Raw genomic sequence first — 24120 nt, forward strand, 5'->3', positions numbered from 1 at the left:
AATATTTAATGTGTAACTGGCAGCAAACTGTAAAGCAAACTAAACTGTTCGCGACATGACAACCAAATCGCCACATCTGCATCGTGAGGCAAACCTGATCCAAATGCTGGACCCATTATCCAGCGATTGGAATAAGGCAATGCCTGAATCTGCTAATACGGTTACCCGTAGGCTTGTTTCTGCACTCGATTTTAGCCGCTTAAATGCCCTTTTTGAGAGTTTCTTGCAGGTGATGAATGTTCCCATTGCTTTAATTGATTTACAGGGCAAGGTACTTGCTTCTTCTCGTTGGCAACGTGCCTGCATGCAATTCCACCGCCAAGCAAGCCCAACATTAGGCCGCTGCTTAGAAAGCGACAAAAACTTAGCAGTGCAACTGCAGCAAGGTAAAAATTATTCTATTTATCGTTGCGGTAATGGCCTGACAGATTGCGCAACCCCTATCATGTTGGAAGGTGAACATATTGCCAACTTGTTTATCGGGCAATTTTTCTTAAATGAACCCAGCACAGAGCACTTTATCGCGCAGGCCAAAGAGGCGGGCTTTGCACAAGATGACTATATGGCTGCCTTGGCCGAGGTCGCTATTGTAGATGAAAGTAAACTCCCCGCCATGCTGAATATGCTGGGGCTATTGGCGCTACAAATTACCGAACTTAGCCTGACTAATGACCGCTATCAACGCAGCTTGCAACATACAGAACAACAAGTTACACAGCGTACGCAAGAGCTGCAAATGCAAAATCAAATCCTGAGTCAAATTAGTGAAGGTGTCGCACTTAAAACCATCTTACATAATTTGGTTATGCAGGTAGAGCAGCTCAACCCTCAAATGATTTGTTCTATTTTACTGTTAGATACCGATGGTGAGACGCTACGTCATGGTGCAGCACCCTCTTTACCTGACGCTTACAATGAGGCGCTTGATGGCATAAAGACAGGCGTAGGTGTAGGCTCTTGTGGTACCGCTGCGGTAACAGGCGAAACGGTCATTGTTGACAATATAGAGACTCACCCTTACTGGCAACCTTATCAGGCACTCGCCGCACTGGCCGATGTAAAAGCCTGCTGGTCACAACCGGTTAAAAATGCTCAGGGTGAAGTACTGGGCACTTTTGCTATTTATCATAACGAGCCAACAGCGCCATCACCTGAGTTACTCAAACAAATTGTTGCATACGGCAACTTAGCCGAATTAGCCATAAGCCGCAGTTTAAGTGCCGCTCAAATACGTCAGTTAGCGTTTTATGATGCTTTAACGGGTTTAGCCAACCGCCGCTTGCTGGAAGAACATTTGCTACAGGCCATGTCATCCAGCCAGCGCAATCAAAAATACTGCGGCCTGATGTTTATCGATTTGGATAACTTTAAGCCAGTTAATGATTTGTTTGGCCATAAAGTTGGCGACACCCTGCTGATAGAAGTGGCTAAGCGCTTAACCACAACCGTTCGCTCAGCAGATACTGTTGCCCGCTTTGGTGGCGACGAATTTATTGTGCTACTACGTGACATTGATACTGATACCAAGCTTAGCCGGCTCTACATGCAACAAATAGCATTAAAGATTGCTCAAGAACTGTCCCGCCCTTATCCGCTGTCGGATAATCTGATGCACCAATGCGCTTGCAGTATTGGCCTGGTGTTATTTCAAAACGACAACGATTATGACGAGCTACTCCGCCAAGCTGATAGCGCCATGTATCAAGCAAAACGCCAGGGGTCGAACCAGCCATGTTGGTATTCCGCTCAAACAGCAGAGTAAATTTGGTGCTGTAATCACTACAGAACGCTTTTTGTCTTTTATTTACCCCATTAAAATGTAACAGGCTTTGTCTGTGTATTGACAAGCTATTGCCAGCCAAAGACTATAGCGTGTTAATTACGTATAACATTTCTTACAACACAAAAATAAAAAGAGTCCTTATGAGAAAATCTATTCTGATGCTGGCCTTGGCCAGCAGTTTCGCCATGGCAGATGAAGGCATGTGGATGCCGCAACAATTGCCAGAAATTGCCAACGAGTTAAAAGCTGCCGGTCTTGCGCTAGACCCTGCAGATTTAACCAAGCTAACCGAATTTCCGGCTGCCGCTATTGTCAGCTTAGGTGGTTGTTCTGCCTCTTTTGTTTCACCCAATGGCTTAGTTGCAACTAATCATCACTGCGCTTATGGCAGCATTGCTCACAATTCCACACCAGAAAATGACCTGTTAGCCAATGGCTTTTTGGCTAAAACACTAAGTGATGAAGTACCCGCTGCGCCAGGTAGCCGTATTTTTGTCACTAAAGCAGTAGATAACGTTAGCGACAAAGTAATCGATGCGGCTACGGCTAAACTGAGCGGTAAAAAGCGCATTGATGCCATCGAAGCGAACCAAAAAGCGTTAGTAGCCGAATGCGAAAAAGACGAAGGCTATCGTTGTACCGTGGCCGCTTACTACGGCAGCCTGGAGTTCTACCGTATTAAACAACTGGAAATTAAAGACGTGCGTTTAGTGCACGCACCGGCTGAAGGCGTAGGTAAATTTGGTGGCGACACCGACAACTGGATGTGGCCGCGCCACACAGGTGATTACAGCTTCTACCGCGCTTATGTCAGCCCGGAAGGGAAATCGGCTGACTTTAGTGCTGACAACGTACCTTACAAGCCAGATTTTCACTTAACCCTGGCTAAAGATGGCGTCAAAGAAGGTGATTTTGTTATGGCGATGGGTTACCCCGGCCGCACCAACCGCCACCGTTTACCCAGTGAAGTGAGTGAAACTTTTGAATGGTCATACCCTAACACGGTAAGCCATTTTAAAAATACGCTAGATATTATTGGCCGCGAAACAGCCAACGATAAAGACGCCGACCTTAAATATGCCAGCCGTGTGGCGGGTTTAAATAACTACATGAAAAACCGCCAGGGCATGCTGGATAGCTTTGCCGACAGCGATTTTTTAGCACGCAAAACAGCGGAACATGTGGCATTAACGGCTTGGGTTAACAGCAGCCGGGATAATAAAAAAGCCTACGCGGATGATTTAAAAACAATAGAAAAACTGCTTAAACAGCGCCAGCAACAAGACCGTCGCGACTACCTTTTAGGTAATGCAAAACCACGGTTGTTAATAGCTGCCAGCGCCCTTTATCGCCTGTCAGAAGAGACCACCAAACCAGATGCACAGCGTAAAGCGGGTTACCAAAGCCGCGACTTACCACGCTATAAAGCCTTTGTTGCTGGCATGGAACGCAACCTTGCCGTTAGCGTAGAAAAAGCGTTGGACTTATACAACCTTGGCCGTTATGCCGCGCAGCCTAAAAAGCAGCGTGATGCCGAGTTTGATAAAGTAATGGGCATTAAAGATGGCATGAACGAGCAGCAACTTAAGGCGTTAATTGACAGTTGGTACGCCAACTCGGGCCTTGCTACGTTAGAAAACCGTAATGCCCTGCTTGAAATGACCCCTGAGCAGTTTGCACAAAGCAGCGATAGCTTTGTAAAAGCTGCCGTGGCACTGCATAAATGGACGTTAAAGCGTGAAGCTGAAGAGGAAGAACTGGAAGGCAAAATTCAGCAGGCCTATGCCAGCTATATGCGCGCGAAAATTGCGTTTATGCAGTCTAAAGGCCAGGCCGTTTACCCCGATGCTAACAGCACTTTACGGGTAACCTACGGTAACGTAAAAGGCCGGGGCCATGGTAACGAAGACGGTAATGCCTGGGCGCCGTTCACCACTCTGCGCGGTATAACGGCTAAAGCCACTGGTGAGGGCGAGTTTAACGCACCACAAAGCCAGCTTGATGCCATTAACGCCAAGCAGTACGGCCCTTACAAGGTAGAAAGCTTAAACTCTGTGCCGGTAAACTTTTTAGCCACACTGGATATTACCGGGGGTAACTCTGGTTCAGCGGTATTAAACAGCAAAGCTGAGCTGGTGGGCTTAGCTTTTGACGGCACACTAGACTCTATAATTTCAGATTGGGATTACAACCCAAACAATACCCGATCTATTCAGGTAGATCACCGTTTTATGCTGTGGCAAATGCAGCTGGATGGCGCTGAGAACCTGTTAAAAGAAATGGGTGTTAAATAACTATCCGCAAAAAGGGCCGTAAGGCCCTTTTTTAATTACAGCTCCGATTCGAACCGGCTTGTCCACACAGGCACGCCGTAAATACATCCCTGTTGGCTCGATTATAAACTTCGTCCATGAAGTTAATCCTGCGGACCAGCTTCGCTGTTCAAATTCGCTCCAGACGAATTTGTCCGGCATCCATGCCGTCAACGGTCTGTTTAGAACAAGCCGATTCTCACTAAGTTGAGGCCTCTTATCTAGTTTGTTTTTTCTAATAATTCTGCTGCCAGCCGGACAAAATCTGACGAGGTTAAAATCCCCTTTAGCTTGTTATTTTCATCTACCACCGGCATACAACCATGACGGTTCGTAACAAAAAAACCGGCGACGTCTTTCAACGACTGCTCAGGCGTTACCGCAGCAAAATCGGTTGCCATTAAATCGGTGATAAGTTGCTGTTTTTCTTTACGCTCAAGCGCCGTAGCACCAAATTGCGCCATTAAACCCATCACCTTAGCTATCATAATCTTTTGCGTCAGCATGCCCACCAGCTCGCCTTTTTCGTCTATTACCGGAATATGCCGCACATTCTTACTCCGCATTAAGTCATGCGCATCTTTTAACGTTGCATCTCGCATTACACAAAACGGATCTGCCGTCATCAACTGAGCAACCGTATTTAGTGTCATATCAACCTCCACCAATTAGTCATACCTAGTTATAACGGAAAAAGTAGCAAGTCGTTTGGTGTTAGATCAAGTTTTGTCTGTTGCTGTCGGCGCTGAAGTAACAGAACTGCCAACCGACGTTACAATAACCAAGCCTATTGCCAGCCATTGCCACAGCGTTAATAACTCAGCCAAAAGAACAAAACCCGCCAGCGCGGCAATTGCCGGTTCCATACTCATAAACACGCTAAAATTTTGCGATGTCATGTTTCTAAGCGCTACCATCTCCAGCGAATAGGGCAAGGCACTGGATAACACACCAACCAATAGCCCAAGTGGTAATACGTCCCAGCTTAATAACGCCATACCCTGGCTTATGGCACCAATAGGTACCAAAAACGCCGCTGCCACTGTCATGCCCAGCGCTACCGTAATACCGCCAGAGCCTTTAGCATTGGTTTTTTTACCAAATAATATATAACCGGCCCAGCAGGCACCTGCGGCTAATGCTAAAACCACCCCAACCGGATCCAACGCATCTACGCCATGCATGTCCGGCAATAACAGTAAAATACCGGCAAGGGCACAGGCGACCCAAACAAGATCACGCTTACGCCGCGATGAAAACAATGCTACAGCTAAGGGCCCGGTAAATTCCAGCGCGACACCAATACCCAGCGGAATGCGCTCAATGGCTAAGTAAAATAAAATATTCATGCCACCCAGGCAAATACCATAGGTAATAACCGCCAGCCTGTCGCGCCGTCCTGATGGCAGGCTGCGCCAGGGTCGAAATACCAGCCATAGCACTACAGCAGAAAAGCCCAGGCGCAGCGCGGTAGTACCCTCTGGCCCAACTAATGGAAACAACTGTTTTGCAATAGAAGCACCAGACTGAATAGTGATCATTGCCGGTACCACACTGACAATAGCCACCAGCAACGCACGATTAACCGCAATAGACATAGAAAAACCTGACAGGAAAAGCACCACGCTTAGAAAAGATATTGTAGCCCGCAACTGCTGCAAAAGGCACGTCATGATGCCCCAGGATGCGGCGTTTGTGCCTTATTACAGGGCAAAGCTCAGCGTGGTTTGGCTCCACCCTGCTTGCAAAAACACGAAGTTGTCAAAACAACATCATTATGTAGCAATAGGTTAAGCGCAAAGTGCCATTTGCGGGTTCATGCTACCGGCATTTTTCAAGCTAGTGGCACACTATCTGCTTTATTAACGTTAACGGCATGTGTGCTCATTCGCTATTTTCTTTCTCACACTAAGGAGCATTGGTATGACCGGACTACATAACCGCAGCCATCCACTGCGTGATGTTCTGGATAAAGAACTGCAACAACGAACATTCCCGGCGCTTACGGCTCCCTGTCGGCTGTGCCAGTTTATGCTCACCGTATCACCGGCATCGCGCAGCAGCGAACTTAGCTTTATACAACAACTGGCTAGCCAGCAAGGCAGCCATTTCAGTGAAACCGACCATGATATCAACCTGCCACTGTTTGGCGGCAGTTTACGTTTTGAAAAGCACGGCGAGTTTTCCAGCTATATCTTTATGCAAAGCGGCAGTGAAAAACAGTTATTTGATGATCCAGCCGATTTCTTGCCTGCTAAAACCTGGTTTGATGATATCCCAGGCCAAATTTTTCGTATTGTGCAACTAAGCATTATCACCCCGTCGCAGTTAACCACCTATGGCAACATTGACACCCTGTTCAATCCTGACAACTGTATTAGCAGTTTACTGGCCGGGCAAAAAGCCCGGATCTGGACCGATTTTCAAAAACATGCCGAAGGTGCCGGCCGCATGGTGCTGCTGGATCAAGGCTTAAGCCCGGCAGCATTGGGGCGTTTAGTACAGCAGCTGCTCGATTTGGGCAACTATCGCAAATTATCGCTATTAGGCTGGCCGCTATCACGCCAGGCACTGAGTAAACTTAGCTTACTGGAAAAGCAGTTGTCTGACATTACCCAGCGTATTGAGCATAAACGCAATGACGACGAACATTTGCTCAATGAAATAACCACCATGGCGGCACAAACCGAGCATCTTATTGCCGATACCAGTTCGCGCCTGCAAGCCACGGCGGCGTACTATCAGCTAACGTTAGATCGGATAAAAAGCCTGAATGAAACCCCAATCGAAGGCTTGTTGTCGCTGCAGGATTTTACCGAGCGACGCCTGACACCAGCGTTTCGCACCAGTGAATCTGTGGTGTATCGTCAAAATGCACTGTCAGGCCGTTTAGGCCGCTCAACTGAACTGCTACGCACCCGTATTAACTTAAAATTGGAGCAGCAAAACCAACAATTACTGGCATCAATGGATAAAAGGGCCAAATTGCAGCTGAATATGCAGCAGATGGTAGAAGGTTTATCATTGGTAGCTATTAGTTACTATGCGGTACAGCTAAGTGACAAAGCGATAAAGGCGTTAAGTTACTGGCTGCCACAGGTAAATGCCGAGCAGTGGCAAAGCATCAGTGTTCCCGTTGTGGTGCTAATGGTTGCTGCAGTGCTTATCTGGATCAACCGAAAACTACACCGGGACAAATCGCCCTAGCAAAGCCACTCGCGCTCTGTACTTGAGATTTTGCTAACTTAGTGCTTTACTTGCGATCCTGCAAAATAAAGGATCTGGCAAAGGTGCACCGAGTTAACTATTGTGTTTTTTATCTATGCCTTAGCGTGTTAAGTGCGGTAGCACTTGCCAATGAGCCTGCGGAAGCTAAAAAACAGCTAAAACTGTCTCCCGGTGATAAGCCCCTAACCAACATGACACCGGGGATAAAAAGCGTTCAGCCGCAAACCTTGGTGTATAAATCGGTTAGCGCCAATGGCACTACCTCGTTTTCAGATCGCCAACCGATTAACCGGCCATTTGAGCTTAAACGCTACGACTGCTTTGCCTGTGATCCGGTATCAACCGTTAACTGGCACACTACCCCGCTGTATCTGCGACCTTATAATCGGTTAATCAGTAATGCCGCCAGTGAAAACAAGTTAGACCCGGCACTTATTCGTGCGGTCATTCATGCCGAGTCGTCGTTTCGTCCCAGCGTTATTTCCCGCAAAGGCGCTATTGGTTTGATGCAACTTATGCCAGAAACGGCCACGCAATTGGGGGTTGACGATGCCACCTTGCCAGAACAAAACATTGCCGGTGGCAGCCGCTACCTGGCAAATTTATTAAAACAGCACAATGGCGACCTAACGCTCGCCCTGGCGGCTTACAACGCTGGTGCCAGTAATGTAAAAAAATATAACGGCATACCACCGTTTGCTGAAACCAAAGCCTACGTTGAGCGGGTAGCCATTTTACACAAACGCTACCAGCGCGCAGGGTGATGCATAACATAGCTTTAGCAACACCGGTGCTTTCAAAGGATTGACATAAGCATTGCTGTCGCTAGGAGGAACAAGACTATATCGCTAAGCTGTTGGCATAATTGCGACCTGACCAGGTTAACCAGCTAAAATCACCATGTCCATTACCCAGCGGAATCTGCGAATAAGCTTTTTCTTTAGCCCGGCCTTCCACTAAACTTCCGGGAATTGTATTAGGATAAAGCTCTCAAAACTCAGTGGTAGATGCAATTACTGATGACGTAAAAGTAATAAATACGACGCTCGCCGCTATACGAGAAAAAACACTCATGTTGTTCCCTAGCTATACAGTTTTCAAATTCAGCTAAACACATAAAGAGAACACTTTGCGTCCTTACTATGTGATTTTTACTATGTAGTTTAGTGGGATGTGTTCTGATTCAACTTACAAATTGATATTTGACCAACGAAGCACCTGCGTTTAACTTTTTATTCGCCTGACACAAAATTTTGAACCCCCTTACACCAGACGAAAAAAAACACCAATCATGACAATTGGTGTTTTTCTAAGCGACGTACTGAAGCTAGATTAAAATCTTTTTTTAAACCGACGTGATGCTAAACCAATCAGGCTCAAAGCTAATATAGCTAGTGTTGACGGCTCTGGTACCTGCGACACATTACCAATGTTAACAGTCAAACCATCACGCAAAAAAGTACGGCTGGAATTATCGTTGTATGCCGAGTAACTTGTGTATTGATAGGTTCCCGCCTTCCAATCCGTAAATAGCTTATTAACTAACAAACGGCCTGATAACGATATTATGTCGCCAGCTGATACACTAAAAACACCATCAGCCATCCTAAATCCAAATGCACAGCAAGAGCTGTTTATTGAAGTATATACATCAGATAAATTAGTGTTAATTCCATCTGTCGTTGTAAAAAAAGACAAAGACTCAAGTATCGTGAATGTACTAGCAGAAGTCCCTATGTTGAGTAAACTGATATCATTAAGCCAAAAACCGTTGGTAATATTTTGTGACCCCGCAAGGGCTAAATCAGACCCACTTAATTTTATTTCTGTTAACCCGCTACCATTATCGTAAATATCGATAATGAGACCAGCTTTAGCAAAACCGCTTACCGATAAAATCAGACCGACAAAAGCGGCTTTAAAAAAAACCTTAAACTTCATTTAATATTCCTTTTTAACTTCTTTCCTTTGATATTTGGAAAGTTTTAGTTGGTTTAATCCAAAGCAAAAAGCATGCCTAGAATTAAAATCTTATAATACAGGCAGTTAAGTTAATTAGTGGCAATCTCCTTAATAACCCGTAAAGATATTTGACACTTATATTCATATAGCCCTTAAACAATAAAGAAAAGAAAAAACAATTAGTTTATTAAATAGTAAATTATATTGCTTATTATCGTTAATTAAATAGCATTCCCAGTAACCCCTTCATGAGCCTTCGACATAAAAGTCAGCATAGCGTCACAGAGTCCGCTATAAGCTTATGTATTTGCTGAAAACCCGCCAAGCGGCTTGCTTAACGGCAGCCAAAACGAATCTGCGAGGTTTTGCGCCTTGGAAGCGCATGGCGTAAGAAAGAATTAATTGTTGCAGGTTTAAGGTATGTGCTGCTACTTGGCCAACTATGTTCCTGAGCCTGATTTGCCTAGCGCAGCACGCATAATGTCCTTCCAGGACACGAGCCCCAGTAAGTGTTTTTGTTCATCAATGACAGGTAGACAACCGATATTGTGTTTGAGTAGCAGTGCCGCGGCCTGCTTTACCGACGTGGTTTCAGTACCGGTAATAACCGGCGACACCATAACCTGATGTACTTTGCGACTGCGGATAAATATACCAATAGCAGGGTCGGTTGCCGAGTCCATCACGGGGCTTAATACCCGAAAATAGTCTTTAACCGACACAATACCGATGAGGCGATTACTACTGTCAATGACTGGTACATGTTGAAAACGGGATTTTGCAAAAACATCATGCAGCGTGGCCAGACTTGCATCGGCAAGAGTGGTAACTAACCTGTTACGGCGGGTCATTATATTGGCAATACTCATACCGGCCTCGCGCTATGTGATAGATGCTTAATCGTCTTCTTTTTCAAGCCCTTCGATGGTTACACCCGACAAGAAACCTGCGCCTTTGGTGTCACCACTGCGCAGTTTAATCATCAGACGTAAATCATTAGGTGAATCGGCATGGTGCAATGCATCAGCGTAGCTTATACGTCCAAGCTGGTATAAGTCATACAACGCCTGGTCGAAGGTTTGCATACCCAACTCACGCGATTTGCTCATTACCGCTTTAATTTCACCCATTTCACCGCGGGCGATTAAGTCGGCAATCAATGGTGAGTTAAGCAGCACCTCTATAGCCGCAACGCGACCAAAACCATCTGCAGTTGGCACCAATTGCTGCGCCACAATACCGCGCAAGTTTAATGATAAATCGAACAACAGCTTCTGGTGCATTTCCTTGGGGACCAAATGCATAATACGGTCAATCGCTTGGTTGGCATTGTTGGCGTGCAAGGTTGCAATACATAAATGGCCAGTTTCGGCGAATGACAACGCGTATTCCATGGTGTCCTGGCTACGAATTTCACCAATCAAAATAACATCGGGCGCCTGACGCAACGAGCTTTTCAGCGCGGCTTCAAACGACTCAGTGTCGATACCCACTTCACGTTGAGTAATTAAACTCTTATGGTGGTCGTGCACAAATTCAATGGGGTCTTCAATGGTGAGAATATGGCCTTTAGCATTTCTGTTGCGATACCCTAATAAAGCCGCTAACGAAGTTGATTTACCTGTGCCTGTACCACCAACAAACAGCACCAGGCCCCGCTTGGACATGATCACTTCTTTCATGATGGGCGGCAGGCCCAGTTCATCAACATGCGGTATGTCGGTAACAATGCGCCGCACCACCATCCCAGCACAGTCTCGCTGCCAAAATGCGGACACACGGAAACGGCCTGAATCGTTTGAAATAGCAAAGTTACATTCTTTGCTATTCATAAACTCTTGCTGCTGTTTATCATTCATCGCTGACAAAACCAATTTAAGTGAACCCGCGTCCGTTAGCGGGTTTTCATCAATTGGCAATAATTCGCCGTTTATCTTTGCAGCCACCGGCATACCAGCGGTTACAAACAAATCCGACGCCTTCTCAACGATCATTTTGTCTAGAAAATCATTTAGATGCATAAAGGTTTACATCCTGCCCATGGCGCCAAACGTGTTCTTATCCTGCGCTTTGGTAGCCGCATTTTTTTGCGACACTAAACCGCGATTAACCAGATTGAGTAAACATTGATCCATGGTTTGCATACCATGAGCTGCTCCGGTTTGAATAACGGAATACATCTGTGCAATTTTGTCTTCACGAATAAGGTTACGAATGGCGGGTAATCCCACCATAATTTCGTGCGCGGCAATACGGCCACCACCCACTTTCTTCAACAGGGTTTGTGAAATAACGGCACGCAGTGATTCAGATAACATAGAACGCACCATGTCTTTTTCTTCACCCGGAAACACGTCAATAATACGGTCAATGGTCTTCGGCGCTGAGGTGGTGTGCAGTGTACCAAACACCAGGTGGCCCGTTTCGGCCGCGGTCATTGCCAAACGAATGGTTTCTAAATCCCGTAATTCACCTACCAGAATAACATCGGGATCTTCACGCAGTGCAGAGCGCAAGGCGTTACTAAAACTGTGTGTATCGCGGTGCACTTCGCGCTGATTTATCAGGCAAAGCTTATTGTTGTGCACAAATTCGATAGGATCTTCAATGGTTAAAATGTGATCGTGGCGCATGGTATTAATGTAATCAATCATTGCCGCCAGCGTGGTAGATTTACCCGAACCAGTAGGCCCGGTAACTAACACTAAACCGCGTGGGTTTTCAGAGATCGTTTTAAAAATATCCGGCGCACCCAAATCATCCAATGACAATACTTCACTGGGGATGGTACGAAATACTGCCGCTGCACCGCGATTTGTTACAAAGGCATTTACCCGGAAGCGGGCTAAATCAGGCACTTCGAACGAAAAATCCGATTCCAGGTTTTCTTCGTATTCTTTGCGCTGTTTGTCCGTCATAATCTCGTACACTAATGCATGTACATCTTTATGCGACAAGGGCGGAATGTTTAACTTACGCACATCGCCGTCTACCCGGATAAGGGGCGGCACACCTGCAGAAAGGTGTAAATCTGATGCTTTATGTTGCACACTAAAGGCTAATAATTCGGTAATATCCATGACAATTTCTACTCCACGTTGCCAGTTAATATGAATAACATAGCAGAACAACTCAGCCTCGCCTATCACAAGATTGACGAAAATTGTCAGTTGCTGTCACGTCAAACAGACACTGTACAATTGATCGCCGTTAGTAAAACAAAACCACTAGCTGATATTCGGTGTGCTTTTGCCGCAGGACATCGGCATTTTGCGGAAAATTATCCACAAGAACTGGCCGAAAAAGCGCGCGATGCCACAGACCTCGCTGGCCTTATTTGGCATTTTATCGGGCCTTTGCAATCGAATAAAACCAAATTGGTTGCTGAACATGCGCATTGGGTTCACAGCATTGACCGAATTAAAATTGCTCAGCGACTGTCAGAACAGCGCCCTGAGCAAATGCCCGCGTTAAATGTGCTAATACAAATTAATATTAGTGATGAAGGCAGTAAATCAGGTATTGCGCCAGCGACAATGCTGCAACTGGCTGAACAAATCGCCGCGCTACCCCAGTTGTGTTTAAAAGGCTTAATGGCCATTCCGGCGCCAGGTAAGCCAGAAATAGAGCAACAACAAGCATTTGCAGCTATGCAGGCGTTGTCCGCCAGCTTACAACAGCACTATCCTTCGGCGACTGAATTATCGATGGGTATGTCTGACGATTGGCCTTTGGCTCTGAGATATGGTGCAACTATGATACGATTAGGTACGGCTATTTTTGGCGCAAGGGATTGTAAGAAGGAATGAACCAACAAATGAATGACAATACCGTCGCCTTTATTGGTGCTGGCAATATGGCCAGATGTGTTATCGCATCGATGATTAGCGCAGGCTACCCGGCAAGCAATATTATTGCAGCCAACAGAAGCCAGCCTAAACTTAGCGCTTTACATGCCGACTATGCGATTGAAACCACATTAGATAATGTTGAAGCGGCCAAAAAAGCCGATGTTATTGTATTGGCCGTTAAACCTCAGATGATGCAAGACGTATGTGAGGCCTTAATTTTAGCGGCACCGGAAATTAGCGAAAAACTCTTCGTTACCTTGGCGGCAGGTATTCCTGTTGTTCGCTACCAGCAATGGCTTGGTAAAGTTCGTTTTGTTAGAGCCATGCCAAATACCCCCTCATTAGTGTCTTTAGGGGTAACAGGGCTATTTCCAAGTGGCTGTTCCAACTACGAAAAAGCCTTTGTTGATCATGTTTTTGCAGGTACTGGCATGACAGTATGGCTAGAGCAAGAAAGCCAAATTGACCATATTATTGCCGTTACCGGCAGCTCACCCGCCTACTTTTTCTTTTTTATGCAGGCGATGCAGCAAGTGGCAGAAGAATTAGGCTTTGCGCCAGAGCAGGCGAAAAAGATGGTCGCACAAACAGCTCTGGGTGCTGCGACCATGGCGCTGCAAAGCGATCATAGTTTTGCCGAGCTACGCGCGCAGGTAACATCAAAAGGCGGCACAACCCATGAAGCGCTAACTACTTTTGCTGAGCAAGGGCTTGAAAAAATGGTTTCTGACGCCATGTATGCCGCTATTAAGCGCGCACAAGAAATGGCAAAAAGTCTGTAGCATGTCGCGTTTTAACAGGAGAGCCCGATGCAAGCGTTGATATTTTTAATCAATACCGCTTTTAGTTTATATCTTATGGTTGTGCTATTGCGCATTTGGCTTCAATGGGCACGGGCTGATTTTTACAACCCACTTAGCCAATTTGTGGTTAAAGCCACCAATCCATTAATAATCCCGCTGCGTCGTATTTTACCAAGCATCGGTAAAATAGACACTGCATCGGTATTTTTAGCGCTGGTTTTGGTTATTGCGCAATCAATTTGCTTACGATACCTCGCTTTTGGCCAGGTATTCATCGTTAATTTAATGATTATGGCCATACCATTACTGATTCGTGAAGCGCTGACACTGTTTTTCTGGATCTTGATTATTCGCGCCATTATGAGCTGGTTTAGTCAGGGAAATAACCCCATAGAATATTTAATGCATCAGTTGACTGAGCCAGTATTACGCCCGGTACGACGCATTATTCCGCCGATAGCGGGATTAGATTTATCCGTTTTAATCGTCATTATTGCATTGAATGTATTAAACAAACTGACACAAGGCTGGATCCCGCCATTTTAAGCTGTGTGTTAACATCGGATGGCAACCTAAGGCTTAGGCTATATGTTCAGCCCAAAGCCAGTCGAGATAACTGGGTAGGCTTACATGGCGATGAAATCAAAGTCGCCATTACCGCCCCGCCGGTTGACGGTAAAGCTAATAGCCACTTACAAAAGTATTTAGCCATGTGTTTTAACGTGACTAAAAGTGATGTTGAAATTGAAAAAGGCCAGTTGGGTAGACATAAGACGGTATTGATCCGCACTCCGCAGCAGTTACCTGAATTAATAAAAAACCTGCTGGCGAACTAAAACACTATACTTAGTAGTCAACATCCACCACAGCACGGAGCTCATTATGAAAATATTTATCACAGTCTGTTTACTCGTACTTAGCCTGAGTTTTAACGCCGACGCTGAGCAGAAAAAACAACTGGGCAACTGGGATGTACACTATATTGCTTTTCCTGCACCGCTTCTTACGCCAGAAATTGCCCAGCAATACAAACTGCAACGCAGTAAATATAACGGCGTCATCAATATTTCAGTGTTGGATACCGAATCTAAACAGGCACAACAGGTTACTATTTCTGGTATTGCCAAAGATTTACAAGGCCGTCAGCGCACTTTGGAGTTTACTGAAGTTACCGAAGGCTCTGCAGTCTATTATCTGGCCCAGCTGCCATTTCGCCATGAGCAACGTTTCACTTTCACTATTTCTATTAGCAATAGCAGCGAAACGCAGCAACTGATGTTTGATCAAACCTTTTACGTAGATTAATAACGCTTTATGACACAAAAAATTGTACTTGCTACCGGTAATAAAGGTAAGGTCGCTGAACTGTCTCAGTTATTAGCACCTTTGCAGTTAACGATAGTGCCGCAAACAGAACTGGGCGTAACCGATGCCGATGAAACTGGCTTAACCTTTATTGAAAATGCCATTATCAAAGCGCGCCATGCCGCATTGACGACCGGCCTGCCCGCTATTGCCGACGACTCCGGCCTGGCAGTAGATGCACTCGCAGGCGCACCTGGGATTTATTCGGCGCGTTATGCCGGCGAAGCGGCCAGTGATAACGATAATATTGTTAAACTGCTTAGTGCGCTTGAAAAAGTACCCGATGCACAGCGCGGTGCACAATTTCACTGCGTACTCGTCTATATGCGCCATGCTGAAGACCCCACGCCATTGGTATGTCATGGGGTATGGCGTGGCTATATTACCCGTGCACCGGCTGGAAGCGCGGGTTTTGGCTACGACCCGGTGTTTTTTTTACCAGATGAAGGTTGCACCAGTGCACAACTGCCTGCTGAACGTAAACAACAACTAAGCCACCGCGCCATAGCGTTAAGCCAATTGTTACCCTTGCTCAAACTAAAAGGATAACGCAGTGGCCTTGCAGTTACCGCCACTGGCGCTCTACATTCATATTCCGTGGTGTATTCAGAAATGTCCTTACTGCGACTTTAACTCGCATGCGGTAAAACAAGGCATTCCAGAGCAGGAATATATTGCCCATTTGTTGGCAGACTTAGATCAAGATCTTGCCCTTGTCGCCGGGCGTAGCCTTAGCAGTATTTTTATTGGTGGTGGCACACCAAGTGTATTTAGTGCCAACGGTATTAGCCAAATACTTGAGGGTGTAAAGCAACGCTTAACCTGCGATGCCAATATGGAAGTTACGATGGAAGCCAACCCCGGCACGGTTGAGGCGGAGCGCTTTGCCGGTTACGTCAGCGCGGGGGTAACGCGGTTTTCTATTGGTGTACAGAGCTTTCAAACGGCTCAACTTAAAGCCTTAGGCCGGATCCATGATAGCAAAGAGGCCATTTTTGCGGCTCAATTGGCAAAAAAATTACCATTACAAAGCTTTAATCTGGATTTAATGCACGGTTTGCCACAACAAGATATCAGTGGTGCCCTAGCTGACTTACAACAGGCAATCGATCTGGCTCCACCGCACTTGTCCTGGTATCAACTGACCATTGAGCCTAACACCGCGTTTGCTTCCCGCCCGCCCGTGTTACCACCAGATGATACACTGTGGGATATTCAGCAGCAGGGCCTTGCACTGTTACAACAGCATGGTTATCAGCAATACGAAATTTCAGCTTATGCCAAAGCCGGACAGCAATGTCAGCACAACCTAAACTACTGGCGCTACGGTGATTATTTAGGTATTGGCTGTGGTGCACACGGTAAAATTACCCTGCCCTCACGTAATGCTATCTTACGCACGGTAAAAATTAAGCATCCCAAAGGCTATATGGATATCAGTCGCGGTTATTTAGATAGCCGGGAACCAGTAGACTGTGATGACAGACCCTTTGAGTTCTTTATGAACCGCTTTCGGTTGCTGGAACCCTGCCCAAAAGCAGACTTTATCGCTTACACCGGCTTGCCACTTAGCGCCATAGAACAAGCGATAACAGAAGCAGAACATAAAGGCCTGCTTAGCGTAAGTGACAGCCACTGGCAAATTACTGACAAAGGTGCACGTTACTTAAATGACTTACTGACCCTGTTTATCTAGGTTGATTAACCATTCGCTGCGACAGCTGACCTTTTCATATTGAAGCAGTGACGTAGAATAAAATCATTACAATAAAGATAAAAAAGGGAATATCCATGAAGTCACTCACCGTGCGTCAGTTAGCTTTACCGCTAGCCATTAGTGCTGCCCTGCTTGCTGGTTGCGGCCCACAACAAACCGCCACCCCAACCCAAACAGCGGTTGCAGTTCAGCAACAAAGCGAGTCAGACAAAGCCAATGCGCTGTTCGAACAAATTTTTATGGCTGGCGTTAAACGTAATCCGGTGCAACAAACCCGGCTGGGCATAAAAGATGATTACGACAAGTGGCAGGATTTATCTGACGCTCACTTTGAAGCCGGGCTTGAGCTAACACGCCAACATTTGGTTATGTTAGAAGCAATAGACGTTACCAAGCTGGATGACAATACCCGCGTCAGTTACTTACTGATGCAGGGCAACCTGCAGCAAGACCTTGACGAGGCGAAATGGCGCTTGTACAGCTACCCGGTTAACCAAATGTTTGGTACGCACTCACAGGTGCCTTCATTGCTTATTAACCAGCATACAATCAGCAACGAGAGTGATGCCAAAGCCTATATTGCCCGTTTAAACGCGGTACCTACTTTGTTTAGCCAGTTACAGCATCAATTACAGCAACGCGCAGAAGCCGGCATTATTGCGCCGAAATTTGTATATCCACATGTTATTTCTGCCAGCGAAAATGTGATTAAAGGCGCGCCCTTTGAAGAGGGTGAAGACAGCACCTTGCTAGCTGATTTCACAAAAAAAGTTGCCGCGCTGTCACTTGATGACGCGAGTCAAAAATTACTGATCGACGAGGCTAAAGTGGCTCTGCTGACCAGTATTAAGCCGGCCTACAGCGCGCTGATTAAATATTTACAAGGCCTTGAGCAACAAGCCAGTAGCATAGATGGCGTATGGCGATTTAAAGACGGCGCGGCGTTTTATAATACCAAATTAAAAGACACCACTACCACCGAATTAACCGCAGAGCAAATTCATCAAATTGGCTTAGACGATGTTGCCCGCATACATGATGAAATGCGCGCTATTATGCAAAAAACCGGCTTCGACGGTGACTTGCATGCCTTTTTTACCTTTATGCAAACCGACCCGCAGTTTTATTACCCTGAAACAGAGGAAGGCAAAGCTGAATATCTGACGCAGGCCACCGCGGTTATCGACCATATGCGCACCCAGTTAGACACGTTATTTTTGGTAAAACCCAAAGCCCCGATGATTGTTAAAGCCGTGGAGCCGTTTAGAGAAAAAACTGCCGGCAAGGCATTTTATCAGTCACCTTCAATGGATGGCTCACGCCCAGGCATATACTACGCTAACCTGTATCGTATGAGTGACATGCCAAAGTATGAACTGGAAGCCTTGGCTTATCATGAGGGGATCCCTGGCCATCATATGCAATTGGCTATCGCTCAAGAGCTGGAAGATATGCCCAAATTCCGCCGCTTTGGTGGCTATACCGCCTATATTGAAGGCTGGGGGTTATATACCGAGCTGTTACCAAAAGAAATTGGCCTGTATCAAGACCCGTACTCTGACTTCGGCCGTTTGGCAATGGAACTTTGGCGGGCCTGTCGCTTAGTGGTAGACACCGGCATTCATGCTAAAAAGTGGAGTCGTGAAGACGCTATTCAATATTTACTGGATAACACCCCCAATACCGCAACCGCTATTGAAAAAGCCATCGAGCGTTATATTGTTATGCCATCACAGGCTACCGCCTACAAAATTGGCATGATTAAACTGATTGAGCTGCGCGAAAAAGCCAAAACTACGTTAGGTGATAAATTTGATATCCGCGCCTTTCACGATGTGGTTTTGAAAAACGGCGCTGTGCCATTGGATGTGCTGGAGCAGTTAGTAGACGAGTATATTGCTGCAACACAAGCATAATTGCTTTGCAGGGTAATAAGAAGCCGGTGTTATAACCGGCTTCTTTGCATTAAAAACCTGAACCCGGTTGCTGTAAAAACGCTAACTCTTCAGCGGTTGAACTGCGCCCTAAAATACTATTGCGGTGCGGGTAACGGCCAAAGCGGTCGATAATAGCTTTATGCTTAAGTTCAAATTGGTAGTTATTCTCTGGCGCATAGTTTTTAAATAATACCTCAGCTTGCTGATGAATAGCGCGCGATTCACTATGCATATAAGGCATCAACAAAAAATTGCGCTCATCCGTATTTAGCCCAAGCAGTGCATGAGCCGCCACTGCCTCTTGCGCCAATACCAATGCCATTGCATCCTGAGCAAACGCAGCGGGCGAATCGCGATGAATGTTACGTGAGAACTGGTCTAACACAATTATCTCTGCTAACCGTCCCTGAGGACTACTACGCCATAGGTATAACTCACCGGCTGCAGCCTGTTCTAACACCGAGGAAAAACGCTGGGTAATTAACGTATCAAAAGCGGCATCCTTCACCCACCACTGTTTGGGTTCAATATCGCTAAACCAGAAAGTTAATATGTCTTTAAACATGTCAGTCCTTTTATAGGTTTATAGCATTACATCACACTCTAGCTTATAAGCTGTTGCGTTACCTTGCAATTTTAGTGCGATGTAGCACCTGATATTTGCCCCTTGCGCGCATTTATAGGTATGCTGTGGACTATAGGCCTTTGCCAGAGAAACAATATGATTTCATTAAACTATTATGAGCCAGAAACCCAGCAATGGCAGCCAATAACATTTAATCAGTTGCCCACCCAGTTACCGGCTGACGCGCGTTTATGGATAAACCTGAATGACGCCAGCAGTGATGAGCAACAGACGATACTGCAGCATTTTGCTATTGCACCTACTTTAGCAGAAGACTTTGGCCGCCAACGCCACCCACCAAAACTGGAAGCAGAAACTCATTTTACGCTGCTTATTTTGCGGGGATATGCCGACGTCGATTTTAGCGAGTATAGCGGCAGTGCGCAGGTAAATTTATTGTACTCTAAGCAGGTATTAATCAGCCGGATTTACTGTCATAACGCCAGTTTACTTAGCCAACTTAAACCGCAAATTAAGACAACACAAAGCGCTGATATTGCCGAGTGGATTAAACATCTAATTTTAACAGTGTCTGCAAGTTATCTGGAAAAACTGATTAACTTTGAAGAAGAACAAAGTGAACTTGAAGATGGTATGCTACAACGAGGCACAGATGAACAGATGGCGCGAATTATGCGCTACCGCTCAGTACTAAGAAAAATTAACCGTAATCTGGCCTATCAAAAAGATATTTTTGCTGACGCTTTTTATGAAGAGCAGAATCCGCTGTTGCGGCATTTTAGCGCCACAGATGTACGCGACTTCTATGAAAAATTTGAACGCCTGCACAGCATGACAGATTTATACTACGATCAACTCAGTGACTTGGTAGAGGGTTATATTTCTACTACTTCACATCAAATTAATGAACGTATGAAAGTATTGACCATTGTCAGCACCATTTTTATACCGCTGACCTTTATAGCCGGCATTTACGGCATGAACTTTGTGTACATGCCTGAACTACAAATAGCCAATGCCTATTTTATTGTGTTAATTTTGATGGCGTTAGGCGGCATTGCCGGTTTGATTTGGTTTAAAATACGCGGCTGGTGGTAATACCACCCGGGCTAGGGAGTAGTAGATGGCTGATAACCAACCGCTGGATATTGAAGAAATTGTTCGCGACAGCTTTGATGAGAACGAAGCGGAACAACTGACGGATAAATTAAGCCAGTTAGAACCGGAGGAAATTGCTATTGCTTTAGAAGCAATGCCGGTTGAACAGCGGGTGAGCACCTGGCTGAGCTTACATCCTGATGACCAGATTGCTGCCTTAACCTATATGCGGGTTGATGCCCGTGATAACATTTTTAAACAATTAGACGAACAACAACTGCGCTCTTTAGTTGAGGGCATGGAAGTTGATGATCTGATTGAATTGCTAGACGAACTTCCACAGAGAATATACGACTACGCCTGCTCACGCCTTGACGAAAGCCAGCGCCGTTGGCTGGACACCGCCTTAGGATATGATGAAGATCAGTGCGGCCGTTACGCTGATCACGATATGCTCATTATCAACAAAAACGCCAAGGTGCGGGACGCCATTCGTTTATTCCGTCAGTTGGCAGAAGACGCTGAATATCACGATGCTTTATTTGTCGTCGATCGCACAGGCCGCTACGTTGGCTTAGTGCATGCGACCCAATTGTTAGGCCTTGGCAGCCACTTACCGGTTGAAACGGTGATAGATAAAGAAGCACCGCTGGTAGAGGGGGAGATGGATTTGGATCAAGGCTCAGATATTGTCTCACGCTCGGGCTACACCGCCTTAGCGGTAATAGACTCAAACGGCAAGCTACTGGGACGTCTGTCGATTGGTGAAGCTTTGGAAAACGTGCGTAGAAGCCTTGAAAGCCAGTTTATGCATACAGCAGGTTTGGACGAAGAAGAAGATTTGTTTGCACCGATTTTTAACAGTGCAAAACGCCGGGCACTTTGGTTGGGGATTAACCTGTTAACCGCATTTCTTGCCGCCTGGACCATTGGCTTATTTGAAGCGACCTTACAACAAGTCGTCGCTCTGGCCGTATTAATGCCAATTGTCGCCAGTATGGGCGGTATAGCAGGCAGCCAAACACTTACGTTAATGATCCGGGGCCTGGCGCTGGAACAAATCACCCCCAAAACGTACATGACATTACTGCGAAAAGAATTGGGTGTTGGGGCCATTAATGGCCTGTTATGGGCGCTGGTTATTGCCGCCATTACCTATTTTTGGTTTGGTGATTTAATTATTGGCGGCGTAATTGGTTTAGCCATCGTAATTAATATTGTCGCCGCAGCTATATCAGGGGTGATGATCCCGATATGGCTGGAGAAAATGGATATTGATCCTGCCCTCTCCGGTTCAGTTATTCTTACCACAGTGACAGACGTCGTTGGCTTTTTTGCCTTTCTCGGTTTAGGCTCTCTATTCTTAATGGCCTGAAAAAGCAACGCAATTATTTCATGCTGGTAGCAGTATTCTTGCTGCTACCAGCGCCAGACAATTTTACAATAGCAAATAGACTTATCGCTTATCGGAGAGCGCATGAAAATTGCGATTTTATCGCGCAATGCAGAGCTGTATTCCACCAAACGCTTGGTTGAAGCAGCAACAAACCGTGGCCATCAGGTTCAGGTGGTCGACCCCCTAACCTGCTACATCAATGTGAATCAAATTAAATCATCAATTCACCATAAAGGTGAAGCGCTGGAAGGCTTTGATGCGGTTATCCCACGTATTGGTGCCTCAATCACCTTTTATGGCACCGCGGTGCTGCGCCAATTTGAAATGATGGGTGTTTATACCCTTAACGAGTCTGTGGCGATTAGCCGTGCACGGGACAAACTGCGCAGCCTGCAGCTGCTAGCGCGCCAGGGTATTGGCTTACCCGTAACGGGTTTTGCAGATAAGCCAGGCGATATTCCCGATCTTATTGAGATGGTGGGCGGTGCGCCGCTGGTGATAAAATTACTGGAAGGCACCCAGGGTATTGGGGTTGTGCTGGCGGAAACCCGTACTGCAGCAGAGAGTGTGATTGAAGCCTTTATGGGTTTAAACGCCAACATACTGGTACAAGAATATATCCGCGAAGCTAACGGCGCCGATATCCGTTGTTTTGTAGTCGGTAATAAAGTGATTGCGGCGATGAAACGGCAGGCTAAAGCAGGTGAATTCCGGTCAAACCTGCACCGGGGAGGTACTGCATCAACTGTGCGCCTGAGTAAAGATGAACGCAGCACGGCCATTCGCGCCGCGAAAACCATGGGGTTAAATGTTGCCGGCGTAGACTTACTGCGCTCAAATCATGGGCCAGTGGTGATGGAAGTTAACAGTTCACCCGGGCTTGAAGGTATTGAAGCGGCAACAGATAAGAATATTGCTGATTTGACCATTGCGTTTTTGGAGCAAAAAGTGGCTGCCCATAAAACCAAACGTAAACTTAATACCAAAGGAACTGGCTAATGCAGACCGGCAACCGAGCCCCGTTTATATTGGGTAACAGCAGCATTCCACCCGGCAGCCGCGCGGTAGTTGATATTCCCTTTGGCAAGTTGTATACCCATACCGAACTGAATATTGGTGCTCATGTTGTGCATGGTCAAAAAGCTGGCCCTATTTTACTGGTTACGGCTGCACTTCATGGCGATGAAATTAACGGCGTGGAGATATGCCGCCGCCTGCTAAAACTTCCCCGCCTGAGCCAGTTAAAAGGCACATTGGTTGTAGTGCCTATTGTGAATACTTACGGCTTTGTACAACAGTCCCGCTATCTGCCAGACCGGCGTGATTTAAACCGATGTTTCCCAGGCAGTGAAAAAGGCTCACTGGGTAGCCGAATGGCTTGTCAGTTTACTGAGCAATTTTTGCGCAAATGCACCCATGCCATAGATTTGCACACCGGTGCGATTCACCGCGCTAATCTGCCCCAGGTGCGTGCCAGCGCTAAGGATAAAATAGCACTGCGCATGGCAGAAATGTTCAATGCCCCCATTATCATTAAAGCGGCCAGCCGGGACGGTACAATGCGCGGCACGGCAAACAACCTCGGTATTCCAATATTACTTTATGAAGCCGGAGAAGCGCTGCGCTTTGACGAGCAGGCTATAAATGTTGGCGTACGCGGAATACTCAATGTAATGACGGATTTAGGCATGTTAAGAGCTGGCCGGAAACGCCCAAACACGAAATCGTTATTCTCGAAAAAAAGTAGCTGGGTAAGAGCCGAACACGATGGCATAGCACGCTATTATGTTAGCCTGGGCCAAACAGTGAAGCCCGGTGACGTTCTGGCACATATCTACTCACCCTACTCCGATTTTGAAGTTGCGGTACATGCCAGCTTTGCAGGTATTGTTATTGGCAGAAACAACTTACCATTGGTAAACGAAGGCGAAGCTTTGTTTCATGTCGCCGAAGTCAGCTCGCTAGATGAAGCCGAAAAAACGCTCGACGCCATTAACGATGAAGTGGACAATGCCATGCCGCCGGTATTGGGCGAGGAATATGGCGTAGTGTAATGCTACGCCTGCTTACACAAAATAGGTA

At 46.2% G+C, this 24120-nt stretch carries 23 protein-coding genes; 16 read left to right on the forward strand and 7 right to left on the reverse strand.

Translation table 11 applies throughout. The annotated features are described in order from the left end of the window. Positions 1–55: 55 nt before the first annotated feature. Positions 56–1762, forward strand: a complete 1707-nt coding sequence (locus tag H595_RS0101585; protein ID WP_027669607.1) for a diguanylate cyclase domain-containing protein — start codon at positions 56–58, stop codon at positions 1760–1762. A 161-nt stretch (positions 1763–1923) separates the two neighbouring features. Beyond that, entirely contained in the window at positions 1924–4077 is a 2154-nt protein-coding gene (locus tag H595_RS0101590) for a S46 family peptidase (protein ID WP_027669608.1), read from the forward strand. Between the two features lie 239 nt (positions 4078–4316). Here H595_RS0101590 and H595_RS0101595 read toward each other — a convergent pair whose 3' ends face one another. Then, positions 4317–4748, reverse strand: a complete 432-nt coding sequence (locus H595_RS0101595; protein ID WP_027669609.1) for a CBS domain-containing protein — start codon at positions 4746–4748, stop codon at positions 4317–4319. A 66-nt stretch (positions 4749–4814) separates the two neighbouring features. Then, positions 4815–5693 carry an EamA family transporter gene (locus H595_RS0101600; protein ID WP_205623150.1) on the reverse strand — a complete coding sequence of 293 codons (879 nt, stop codon included), beginning with the start codon at positions 5691–5693 and terminating at the stop codon, positions 4815–4817. Positions 5694–6018: 325 nt separating this feature from the next. Between H595_RS0101600 and H595_RS0101605 the strand changes: the two genes are divergently transcribed. Next, entirely contained in the window at positions 6019–7302 is a 1284-nt protein-coding gene (locus H595_RS0101605; protein ID WP_027669611.1) for a DUF3422 family protein, read from the forward strand. An 83-nt stretch (positions 7303–7385) separates the two neighbouring features. Then, positions 7386–8087, forward strand: coding sequence for a lytic transglycosylase domain-containing protein (locus H595_RS21475; protein WP_051219698.1), 702 nt, complete (start codon positions 7386–7388; stop codon positions 8085–8087). Positions 8088–8655: 568 nt separating this feature from the next. Here the strand turns inward: H595_RS21475 and H595_RS0101620 are convergent. From H595_RS0101620 to H595_RS0101640, 4 genes are all read right to left on the reverse strand, one after another. Beyond that, positions 8656–9264: a PEP-CTERM sorting domain-containing protein gene (locus H595_RS0101620; RefSeq protein ID WP_027669612.1), complete on the reverse strand. Its 609-nt coding sequence runs from the start codon at positions 9262–9264 to the stop codon at positions 8656–8658. Positions 9265–9725: 461 nt separating this feature from the next. Continuing rightward, a complete protein-coding gene (locus tag H595_RS0101630; RefSeq protein ID WP_027669613.1) occupies positions 9726–10154 on the reverse strand; it encodes a CBS domain-containing protein in 429 nt (142 codons plus the stop codon). Positions 10155–10181: 27 nt separating this feature from the next. Continuing rightward, the gene (locus H595_RS0101635) at positions 10182–11306 is read right to left on the reverse strand and encodes a PilT/PilU family type 4a pilus ATPase (RefSeq protein ID WP_027669614.1); all 1125 of its coding nucleotides are present in this window, start codon (positions 11304–11306) and stop codon (positions 10182–10184) included. 6 nt (positions 11307–11312) lie between these two features. Next, positions 11313–12365 (reverse strand): type IV pilus twitching motility protein PilT, encoded by a 1053-nt coding sequence (locus H595_RS0101640; protein WP_027669615.1) that lies wholly within the window; start codon positions 12363–12365, stop codon positions 11313–11315. Between the two features lie 30 nt (positions 12366–12395). Here H595_RS0101640 and H595_RS0101645 point away from each other — a divergent pair, with 30 nt between their 5' ends. The 8 genes from H595_RS0101645 (at position 12396) to H595_RS0101680 (ending at position 18937) form a co-directional block, all read left to right on the forward strand. Next, positions 12396–13094 carry a YggS family pyridoxal phosphate-dependent enzyme gene (locus H595_RS0101645; RefSeq protein ID WP_027669616.1) on the forward strand — a complete coding sequence of 233 codons (699 nt, stop codon included), beginning with the start codon at positions 12396–12398 and terminating at the stop codon, positions 13092–13094. Positions 13095–13102: 8 nt separating this feature from the next. Then, entirely contained in the window at positions 13103–13918 is an 816-nt protein-coding gene (gene proC, locus H595_RS0101650; RefSeq protein ID WP_027669617.1) for a pyrroline-5-carboxylate reductase, read from the forward strand. Between the two features lie 27 nt (positions 13919–13945). Beyond that, positions 13946–14485, forward strand: coding sequence for a YggT family protein (locus H595_RS0101655; RefSeq protein WP_027669618.1), 540 nt, complete (start codon positions 13946–13948; stop codon positions 14483–14485). Positions 14486–14490: 5 nt separating this feature from the next. Next, positions 14491–14775, forward strand: coding sequence for a DUF167 family protein YggU (gene yggU, locus H595_RS0101660; RefSeq protein ID WP_205623151.1), 285 nt, complete (start codon positions 14491–14493; stop codon positions 14773–14775). A gap of 46 nt (positions 14776–14821) precedes the next feature. After that, the gene (locus H595_RS0101665; RefSeq protein ID WP_027669620.1) at positions 14822–15244 is read left to right on the forward strand and encodes a DUF4426 domain-containing protein; all 423 of its coding nucleotides are present in this window, start codon (positions 14822–14824) and stop codon (positions 15242–15244) included. Between the two features lie 9 nt (positions 15245–15253). After that, positions 15254–15853 carry an RdgB/HAM1 family non-canonical purine NTP pyrophosphatase gene (gene rdgB / locus H595_RS0101670; RefSeq protein WP_027669621.1) on the forward strand — a complete coding sequence of 200 codons (600 nt, stop codon included), beginning with the start codon at positions 15254–15256 and terminating at the stop codon, positions 15851–15853. 4 nt (positions 15854–15857) lie between these two features. Further along, a complete protein-coding gene (hemW, locus tag H595_RS0101675) occupies positions 15858–17000 on the forward strand; it encodes a radical SAM family heme chaperone HemW (protein ID WP_027669622.1) in 1143 nt (380 codons plus the stop codon). Between the two features lie 95 nt (positions 17001–17095). Next, entirely contained in the window at positions 17096–18937 is a 1842-nt protein-coding gene (locus H595_RS0101680) for a DUF885 domain-containing protein (protein WP_027669623.1), read from the forward strand. 49 nt (positions 18938–18986) lie between these two features. Here H595_RS0101680 and H595_RS0101685 read toward each other — a convergent pair whose 3' ends face one another. After that, positions 18987–19523, reverse strand: coding sequence for a DUF924 family protein (locus tag H595_RS0101685; RefSeq protein ID WP_027669624.1), 537 nt, complete (start codon positions 19521–19523; stop codon positions 18987–18989). A gap of 156 nt (positions 19524–19679) precedes the next feature. On the opposite strand from H595_RS0101685, the gene H595_RS0101690 reads away from it, so the two are divergent. The 4 genes from H595_RS0101690 to H595_RS0101705 all read left to right on the forward strand — a co-directional run bounded on the left by H595_RS0101690 (position 19680) and on the right by H595_RS0101705 (position 24092). Continuing rightward, the gene (locus H595_RS0101690; RefSeq protein WP_027669625.1) at positions 19680–20642 is read left to right on the forward strand and encodes a magnesium transporter CorA family protein; all 963 of its coding nucleotides are present in this window, start codon (positions 19680–19682) and stop codon (positions 20640–20642) included. 25 nt (positions 20643–20667) lie between these two features. After that, positions 20668–22017: a magnesium transporter gene (mgtE, locus tag H595_RS0101695; protein WP_027669626.1), complete on the forward strand. Its 1350-nt coding sequence runs from the start codon at positions 20668–20670 to the stop codon at positions 22015–22017. A gap of 102 nt (positions 22018–22119) precedes the next feature. Then, complete coding sequence (rimK, locus tag H595_RS0101700; protein WP_027669627.1) at positions 22120–23037, forward strand: 30S ribosomal protein S6--L-glutamate ligase; 918 nt, start codon at positions 22120–22122, stop codon at positions 23035–23037. Then, positions 23037–24092: a succinylglutamate desuccinylase/aspartoacylase family protein gene (locus H595_RS0101705; RefSeq protein WP_027669628.1), complete on the forward strand. Its 1056-nt coding sequence runs from the start codon at positions 23037–23039 to the stop codon at positions 24090–24092. Before rimK ends, H595_RS0101705 begins: the two co-directional genes overlap by 1 nt. The last annotated feature ends 28 nt before the right edge of the window (positions 24093–24120 follow it).

The organism is Rheinheimera baltica DSM 14885 (genome assembly GCF_000425345.1).
Lineage (GTDB): Bacteria > Pseudomonadota > Gammaproteobacteria > Enterobacterales > Alteromonadaceae > Alishewanella > Alishewanella baltica.

Bases quoted from the DNA above. Each gene is read 5' to 3' on its own strand.
- rimK (WP_027669627.1), top strand. From the start codon at position 22,120: ATGAAAATTGCGATTTTATCGCGCAATGCAGAGCTGTATTCCACCAAA.
- H595_RS0101620 (WP_027669612.1), bottom strand. From the start codon at position 9,264: ATGAAGTTTAAGGTTTTTTTTAAAGCCGCTTTTGTCGGTCTGATTTTA.
- proC (WP_027669617.1), top strand. From the start codon at position 13,103: ATGAATGACAATACCGTCGCCTTTATTGGTGCTGGCAATATGGCCAGA.
- H595_RS0101605 (WP_027669611.1), top strand. From the start codon at position 6,019: ATGACCGGACTACATAACCGCAGCCATCCACTGCGTGATGTTCTGGAT.
- H595_RS0101665 (WP_027669620.1), top strand. From the start codon at position 14,822: ATGAAAATATTTATCACAGTCTGTTTACTCGTACTTAGCCTGAGTTTT.
- rdgB (WP_027669621.1), top strand. From the start codon at position 15,254: ATGACACAAAAAATTGTACTTGCTACCGGTAATAAAGGTAAGGTCGCT.
- H595_RS0101595 (WP_027669609.1), bottom strand. From the start codon at position 4,748: ATGACACTAAATACGGTTGCTCAGTTGATGACGGCAGATCCGTTTTGT.
- H595_RS0101680 (WP_027669623.1), top strand. From the start codon at position 17,096: ATGAAGTCACTCACCGTGCGTCAGTTAGCTTTACCGCTAGCCATTAGT.
- H595_RS0101645 (WP_027669616.1), top strand. From the start codon at position 12,396: ATGAATAACATAGCAGAACAACTCAGCCTCGCCTATCACAAGATTGAC.
- mgtE (WP_027669626.1), top strand. From the start codon at position 20,668: ATGGCTGATAACCAACCGCTGGATATTGAAGAAATTGTTCGCGACAGC.
- H595_RS0101590 (WP_027669608.1), top strand. From the start codon at position 1,924: ATGAGAAAATCTATTCTGATGCTGGCCTTGGCCAGCAGTTTCGCCATG.
- H595_RS0101685 (WP_027669624.1), bottom strand. From the start codon at position 19,523: ATGTTTAAAGACATATTAACTTTCTGGTTTAGCGATATTGAACCCAAA.
- H595_RS0101690 (WP_027669625.1), top strand. From the start codon at position 19,680: ATGATTTCATTAAACTATTATGAGCCAGAAACCCAGCAATGGCAGCCA.
- H595_RS0101640 (WP_027669615.1), bottom strand. From the start codon at position 12,365: ATGGATATTACCGAATTATTAGCCTTTAGTGTGCAACATAAAGCATCA.
- H595_RS0101630 (WP_027669613.1), bottom strand. From the start codon at position 10,154: ATGAGTATTGCCAATATAATGACCCGCCGTAACAGGTTAGTTACCACT.
- H595_RS0101585 (WP_027669607.1), top strand. From the start codon at position 56: ATGACAACCAAATCGCCACATCTGCATCGTGAGGCAAACCTGATCCAA.
- H595_RS0101635 (WP_027669614.1), bottom strand. From the start codon at position 11,306: ATGCATCTAAATGATTTTCTAGACAAAATGATCGTTGAGAAGGCGTCG.
- H595_RS0101705 (WP_027669628.1), top strand. From the start codon at position 23,037: ATGCAGACCGGCAACCGAGCCCCGTTTATATTGGGTAACAGCAGCATT.
- H595_RS0101600 (WP_205623150.1), bottom strand. From the start codon at position 5,693: ATGTCTATTGCGGTTAATCGTGCGTTGCTGGTGGCTATTGTCAGTGTG.
- H595_RS0101655 (WP_027669618.1), top strand. From the start codon at position 13,946: ATGCAAGCGTTGATATTTTTAATCAATACCGCTTTTAGTTTATATCTT.